Raw genomic sequence first — 6142 nt, 5'->3', positions numbered from 1 at the left:
GCGTCGGCGCGTCGCGGCTGAACGGATCGAGCGAGACCCGCACCGGGCCCCGGTTCGCGATCGAGAAGAGGACGATCGCCAAGGCGACCGGCACGAGGATCAGCGCCTTGAAGAAAGCTTTCATGGATTTTTCCTCGCGTGCCGCACGAGCGAGCCTGACATCCGGCTGGATGTCAGTGCTTGCCGTTCAGCCTCTGGCGAAGCTCCTTGCCGGTCTTGAAGACCGGCACGAACTTCTCTTCGACCTCGACCGCATCGCCGGTGCGAGGGTTGCGGCCGACCCTTGCGGCGCGGGCCTTGCGGGAGAATGCACCAAAGCCGCGCAGTTCGACACGGTCACCACGCCCCAGCGCCTTGACGACCTCGTCGAGGATAGCCGTGACGATGTTCTCGATATCGCGCTGGTAGAGGTGAGTGTTGCGCTCGGCGATGCGTTGAACGAGTTCAGATTTTATCATGTGTCCAATATAACCGATTGTATCAACATCACTTTTCGGCGACAGGCTGCCAGAGCGCCAAGGGCGCGTCAAGCCGCAGGCCAACCGGCTGATCGGCAGCCCGCGCAAGGATCACGGCCAGCGATTCCAGACCGGCTGCGCGGGCCATCGCCTCGCCAGCGCTCCACAGACCAAAGGCGGAGGCCTCGTTGCGGCGGCGCCAGTCACGCACCGGCAAATCCTTCGCGACATTCTTCTCGCGCTCGAGCCAGGCGATCGCCTCCGGCTCGCCGCCGATCTCGTCGACCAGCTTAAGGCCGACGGCCTGCCGGCCGGAATAGACGCGGCCGTCCGATACGACGGCAATCTCGGTCTCTCCGAGCTTGCGGCGGTCCCCGACGAGGCGCTTGAACCAATCGTAATTATCCTCGACCACACGTTGCAGCGCGGCGCGCGCCTCAGGCGAGGTCGGCTCAAAGCCGTTCGGCGCCGCCTTCAGCGGGCTCGATTTGATCTCCTCGACCTTGACCCCGACGGTGTCGAGCAGGCGGCCGACATTGGGAATCTGGAAGAGCACGCCGATCGAGCCGACGAGCGAGGTCTGGCGCGCCACGATGCGGTCCGCGCCCATGGCCGCGATATAGCCGCCCGAGGCGGCGAGCCCGTCAACGACCGCCACCATCGGCTTCTTGGCCGCCAGACTGCGCAGCGCGATGTGCAAGGCCTCGGAACCGCTGGTGGTGCCGCCGGGACTGTCGATCCGAACCACGACGGCGGACGCCCGACTGTCCTCGAGCGACTTGATGAGATCGAGCGTGCGCCTGTCCCCTGAGATGAAACCCGAAATGGTGACCCGCGCAATATGCGCGCGGGAGGTCGAACCGGGCGCGTTGCCGCTCCAGGCCAGCCCCGCGACGACAGCCGCCGCGATGACGCCAAGAACGGCGAGCAGGCGCCAGAGCGTCAGCTTACGCCGCAGGTTGCGGCGGTCGGCGAGCAGGTCTGCATCGGACGACATGGGGTAAACGCTCCTGTGGTCACGGACGCTGGCTGGGCCCGTGATGTAGCCTCGCCGCAGCGACGGGGCAAGGCGACGCTCGGCCTCAGGCGTCGAGCGTCGCTCTTTGCCGATCGAGCGCCAATAGCGCAAGGCCGCTCGCGACAGACCGGAAGGCGTCACCGATGTGAACACGTTCCGAGCCGAAGCGACGATCGAACAGGGCGCGCACGGCCGGGACATGCGATGTTCCGCCGGTCATGAAGACGGCCTCGATCGCACCGGATTCGACCTTGGCTTCGACGAGGGCGCGATCGAGCGCCGCCTCGATCGACGCGACGTCCTCGGCGATCCAGCTTTCGAAATCCGTCCGGCGGATCGTCCCCTCGATGCTGACATCCATCTGGCGGAAGTTCAGCACGGTCTCGTCCTGCGACGACAGCGCAACCTTGGCCGCCGAGACGGCGCGATAGAGTTCATAGCCAAGATCGTATTCGATCACGGTCAGCAGATCCTCGAGCTTGCCGGGCTCGACCGCGTCGCGGATCAGCGCCTTGAGCTCGGCCATGGTCTCGCGGCTCTTCATCAGCGAGAGCCTGTGCCACTGCGCGAAGGCCGCGTGGTAATGGGCGGGAATCGGCAGCAGCTTCTCGAAGGAACGATACTGCGAGCCCTTGCCGAGCCGCGGCGAAACGGCGTGTTCGATGATGCGATAGTCAAAGGTGTCACCGGCGACGCCGACACCGGCATGCGAGAGCGGGATCGCTTCCAGCCGCCCTGCCCCGCCAGGCTCGAAGCGCATCACGGAGAAGTCGCTCGTGCCGCCGCCGAAATCGGCGACCAGCATGGTCTGGGGCGTCTTCAGGTCGCGCGCATACCAGTAGGCCGCGCCGAGCGGTTCATAGGCGAAATCGACCTTGGGCATGCCAGCCTTCGCATAGGAGGCCGAGAGGCGCTTCACGGCCAGTTCCTCGTCCGGGCGCTCGCCGGCGAAGACGACCGGGCGGCCCGAGATCAGTGGCGTCTCCGAGAGATCGTCGAGCCCGGCACTGAGATCGGCGAGGAAGACGCCGATCAGGTCCTCGAGCCGATACAGCTTTCCAAACAGGCGCGTCTCCTGGAAGGCGCGGCTGGACAGATGCGTCTTCAGCGATTGCAGAAAGCGATGCTCGGTCGTCATGCCCAGCGCCATGTCGAGCGCATCAGGTCCGCTGACATGCACGACACGGGCCTGCGGCGGCCGGCCCTCACGCCAGAACATCAGCGCCGAGCGGTAGGCGTCGACGGCGCCCTGCTTCGTCGCAAAGCTGCGGGTCGAGACCGAACCATCCGGCCGTGCCAGGGCGACCACGCTGTTGGTGGTGCCGAAATCGATGCCGATCGCGATGTCGTTCATGCCGCTTCCTTTCGCCGAAACAAAAGCCCGCGCGGATTTCTCCGCGCGGGCTGATGGATGTGTCAGGCCGCGAGACGCGGCCCGAAGATCACTTCTTCTCGGTGCTGGCCTTCTTGAGGGCCGCGCCGAGGATGTCGCCAAGCGAGGCGCCGGAGTCGGACGAGCCGAACTGAGCGATCGCTTCCTTCTCTTCGGCCATTTCCAGCGCCTTGATCGACACCTGGATCTTGCGAGCCTTCTTGTCGAACAGGATGACGCGGGCATCGACCTTCTCGCCAGCCGCGAAGCGCTCGGGGCGCTGCTCGGAGCGCTCGCGTGCGATTTCGGCGCGCTTGATGAAGGTGGTCATGTCGGTGCCGGTGATCTTGACGTCGAGACCGGCTTCCTTGACCTCGATCACCTCACAGGTGACGACCTGGCCCTTCTTGAACTCGCCGGCATCCACGAAGGGATCGCCGCCAAGCTGCTTCAGGCCGAGCGAGATGCGCTCCTTCTCGACGTCCACATCGAGAACGACAGCCTGAAGCATATCGCCCTTCTTGTATTCTTCGATGACCTGCTCGCCCGGACGGTTCCAGTCGAGATCGGAGAGATGGATCATGCCGTCGATGTCGCCTTCGAGACCCAGGAAGAGACCGAACTCGGTCTTGTTCTTGACCTCGCCCTCGACCACCGAACCCGACGGGTGGGTCTCGGCGAAGACCTCCCACGGATTGCGCAGGGTCTGCTTGAGACCGAGCGAGATGCGGCGCTTGACCTGATCGACCTCGAGGATCGCGACGTCGACTTCCTGCGAGGTCGAGACGATCTTGCCGGGGTGGACGTTCTTCTTGGTCCACGACATCTCGGAGACGTGGATGAGGCCTTCGATGCCCGGCTCCACTTCGACGAACGCGCCGTAGTCCGTGATGTTGGTGACGCGGCCCTTGAGGCGCGCACCGACCGGATAACGGGCGGCGATGCCATCCCACGGATCGGCCAGCAGCTGCTTGATGCCAAGCGAGATGCGGTGCGTCTCCTGGTTGATCTTGATGATCTTGACCTTGACCGTCTGACCGATGGTTACGACCTCGGACGGATGGTTGACGCGGCGCCAGGCCATGTCGGTCACGTGCAGCAGGCCGTCGATGCCGCCGAGGTCAACGAACGCACCGTATTCGGTGATGTTCTTGACGACGCCGTCGATGACCTGACCCTCTTCGAGGCTGGCGACCAGCTCGGAACGGGCCTCGGCGCGGGTCTCTTCGAGAACCGTGCGGCGCGAAACGACGATGTTGCCGCGACGACGATCCATCTTGAGGATCTCGAACGGCTGCGGCTGGCCCATCAGCGGGCCGACGTCGCGGATCGGACGGATGTCGACCTGCGAACGCGGCAGGAAGGCGACGGCGCCGTCGAGGTCAACGGTGTAGCCACCCTTGACCGTGTTGAAGATCATGCCGGTGACCTTCTCGCGAGCCTCATAGGCCTTCTCGAGCTTGACCCAGCTTTCTTCGCGGCGAGCCTTGTCGCGCGAGATCACGGCTTCGCCGAGGGCGTTCTCGACCCGGTCGAGATAGACCTCGACCTCGTCGCCGACCTTGATGTCCTGGTCGCGGCCGGGGCCGGTGAATTCCTTGAGGGCGACGCGGCCTTCAGTCTTCAGGCCGACATCGATGATCGCCATATCTTTCTCGATGGCGACGACGATGCCCTTGATAACGGAACCTTCAAGCGCGTCGTTACGGGCGAAGGATTCCTCGAGCAGGGCGGCGAAGTCCTCGCGACCCGCGTGATAGCTTTCTACGGCTGACATGCATTCTCCTGACGCCGGTCGCGTATCCCGCGATAGCCGGCAAGCGCCGTTTGGGTTGGTGCTGCGGTCCGGACCGTCTCCGACGGCGCCTCATGGAGGCTGCCTCGCAGGGAGGCTGGCGGCGCTGAGCCGTCGAACATGATCCGTATCCGACGAGCTCGCTTCCAACACCAAACGGGAGCCAGCCTCAAAGGCCGCCCCCGGCTGTGATCGATCACGGCCCTTCGGACGAGGCGGATGTAGTCGATCAAGCGACGCACGGCAAGAGTTTTGCCCGTCAGCTGCTCGCAATCAGGTCGAAGCGCATGGCGCAGCGGCGCGCGATGGGAAGCCCGTGTATCTCTTCGCGCTCCAGGACCGCGCGGAGCCTTCCCTCGATCGCGCCGTCCTCGAGCGTCACGAAGCCGAGCCGGACATAGAAGCGTTCATTCCAGGCAAGAGCCCGGAAGGTGGTGAGTGTGAGGGCCCGCAGCCCACTTGCCCTGGCATGGCCGATGGCTGCGCCAACCAGGTGAGTGCCGATGCCCCTGCCCTGGCGGTCTGCACGGACCGCCAGCTCCCAGACATGCAATTCGGTGTCGATCCGCTCGGCACTGAGGAAGCCGACGACCTCGCCTGTCACGTCAAGAGCAACCCAACTCGTGCCAGCGACGATGCTGACGAGATGGGGCTCGGCCGACATCACGGCATCGTCCGCGATCCAGGCCAGGTCTGGTACGGTTCGGAAAATCTGGCCGGCGGAACGCTCGACCTCCGGAAGGCGGCCGGCGTCCTGCGGCACGGCGAGGCGGATCGTGATTTCGGCCATGTCACATCCAGTCATTCATCGCTCCGCAGCACTCGGCAATCGCGTTGGACATACTCCGATGACCGATGGGGGTTCCAGTCCACGCGGCGACGGGATAGGGCGAACCGGCGGTGAGGACACCGCGGGAGTTGGGGCAGTGAATCATGACGACCGGCGAACGGCCAGGCCGACGCACTATACCGGCGGATGCCTTTGCGGCTCGATCCGCTTCGAGGCCAAGGGCCCGGCCGAGAAGCCGCACACCTGCTCCTGCACCCTATGCCAGCGCCATACCGGAGCACTGACAGTCGCCTGGGTCGAGTTCGCCAGGGACGCAATCGCCTGGACCGGCCCCGGCGGGGCACCGTCGCTCTTCCGTTCGTCGGACTATTCGAGCCGGGCCTTCTGCCCGGCCTGTGGAAGCAGCATCGGCGCAGTCGATGACGATCCCGTCATGGCGCTGCTCCTCGGCTGTTTCGACAAGCCGCTCTCGGCGGAGCTGATGCCGACCTCCCACAGCTATCGCGACGGGCGGCCCGGATGGTGGCATGTGGAGGAAACAAAACGGGACGTCGGCGCTCCCTAGATGCCGTAATGGGCCGGCGCTTCGAATAGCCATTTTGGGTGGCTGTCCCTCAGAATGATGGTGTTGAAAACGAGGTCCGAGCGATCGGCCTCAAGCATCATGAGAGGAACAGCCGTGGAGCATTATGCTGGAATCGATGTCTCT

Annotated in this window: 5 protein-coding genes and 1 pseudogene; 1 reads left to right on the top strand and 5 read right to left on the bottom strand. The window is 64.8% G+C overall.

Annotated features, from left to right (window positions below; translation table 11 throughout):
- Positions 1–173 precede the first annotated feature (173 nt).
- The 5 genes and pseudogenes from ihfB to AC1DRP_RS34075 all read right to left on the bottom strand — a co-directional run bounded on the left by ihfB (position 174) and on the right by AC1DRP_RS34075 (position 5433).
- On the bottom strand, positions 174–458 hold the full coding sequence (gene ihfB, locus AC1DRP_RS34095; protein ID WP_043231503.1) for an integration host factor subunit beta: 285 nt from the start codon (positions 456–458) through the stop codon (positions 174–176).
- A gap of 28 nt (positions 459–486) precedes the next feature.
- Entirely contained in the window at positions 487–1455 is a 969-nt protein-coding gene (gene sppA / locus AC1DRP_RS34090; RefSeq protein WP_441507291.1) for a signal peptide peptidase SppA, read from the bottom strand.
- 85 nt (positions 1456–1540) lie between these two features.
- On the bottom strand, positions 1541–2830 hold the full coding sequence (locus tag AC1DRP_RS34085; protein ID WP_441507292.1) for an Hsp70 family protein: 1290 nt from the start codon (positions 2828–2830) through the stop codon (positions 1541–1543).
- Between the two features lie 88 nt (positions 2831–2918).
- Positions 2919–4631 (bottom strand): annotated as a pseudogene (rpsA, locus tag AC1DRP_RS34080) (30S ribosomal protein S1); the annotation flags it as partial.
- 271 nt (positions 4632–4902) lie between these two features.
- A complete protein-coding gene (locus AC1DRP_RS34075) occupies positions 4903–5433 on the bottom strand; it encodes a GNAT family N-acetyltransferase (protein ID WP_441507293.1) in 531 nt (176 codons plus the stop codon).
- A gap of 136 nt (positions 5434–5569) precedes the next feature.
- Here AC1DRP_RS34075 and AC1DRP_RS34070 point away from each other — a divergent pair, with 136 nt between their 5' ends.
- Positions 5570–5998 carry a GFA family protein gene (locus AC1DRP_RS34070; RefSeq protein ID WP_441507294.1) on the top strand — a complete coding sequence of 143 codons (429 nt, stop codon included), beginning with the start codon at positions 5570–5572 and terminating at the stop codon, positions 5996–5998.
- Positions 5999–6142: the final 144 nt, after the last annotated feature.

The sequence above is a fragment of the Allobosea sp. 01N443 genome, assembly GCF_056399325.1.
This window is presented reverse-complemented; position numbering and strand designations above follow the sequence as displayed.

Coding starts and splice junctions, on each gene's coding strand:
- ihfB (WP_043231503.1), bottom strand. CDS start 458: ATGATAAAATCTGAACTCGTTCAACGCATCGCCGAGCGCAACACTCAC.
- sppA (WP_441507291.1), bottom strand. CDS start 1,455: ATGTCGTCCGATGCAGACCTGCTCGCCGACCGCCGCAACCTGCGGCGT.
- AC1DRP_RS34085 (WP_441507292.1), bottom strand. CDS start 2,830: ATGAACGACATCGCGATCGGCATCGATTTCGGCACCACCAACAGCGTG.
- AC1DRP_RS34075 (WP_441507293.1), bottom strand. CDS start 5,433: ATGGCCGAAATCACGATCCGCCTCGCCGTGCCGCAGGACGCCGGCCGC.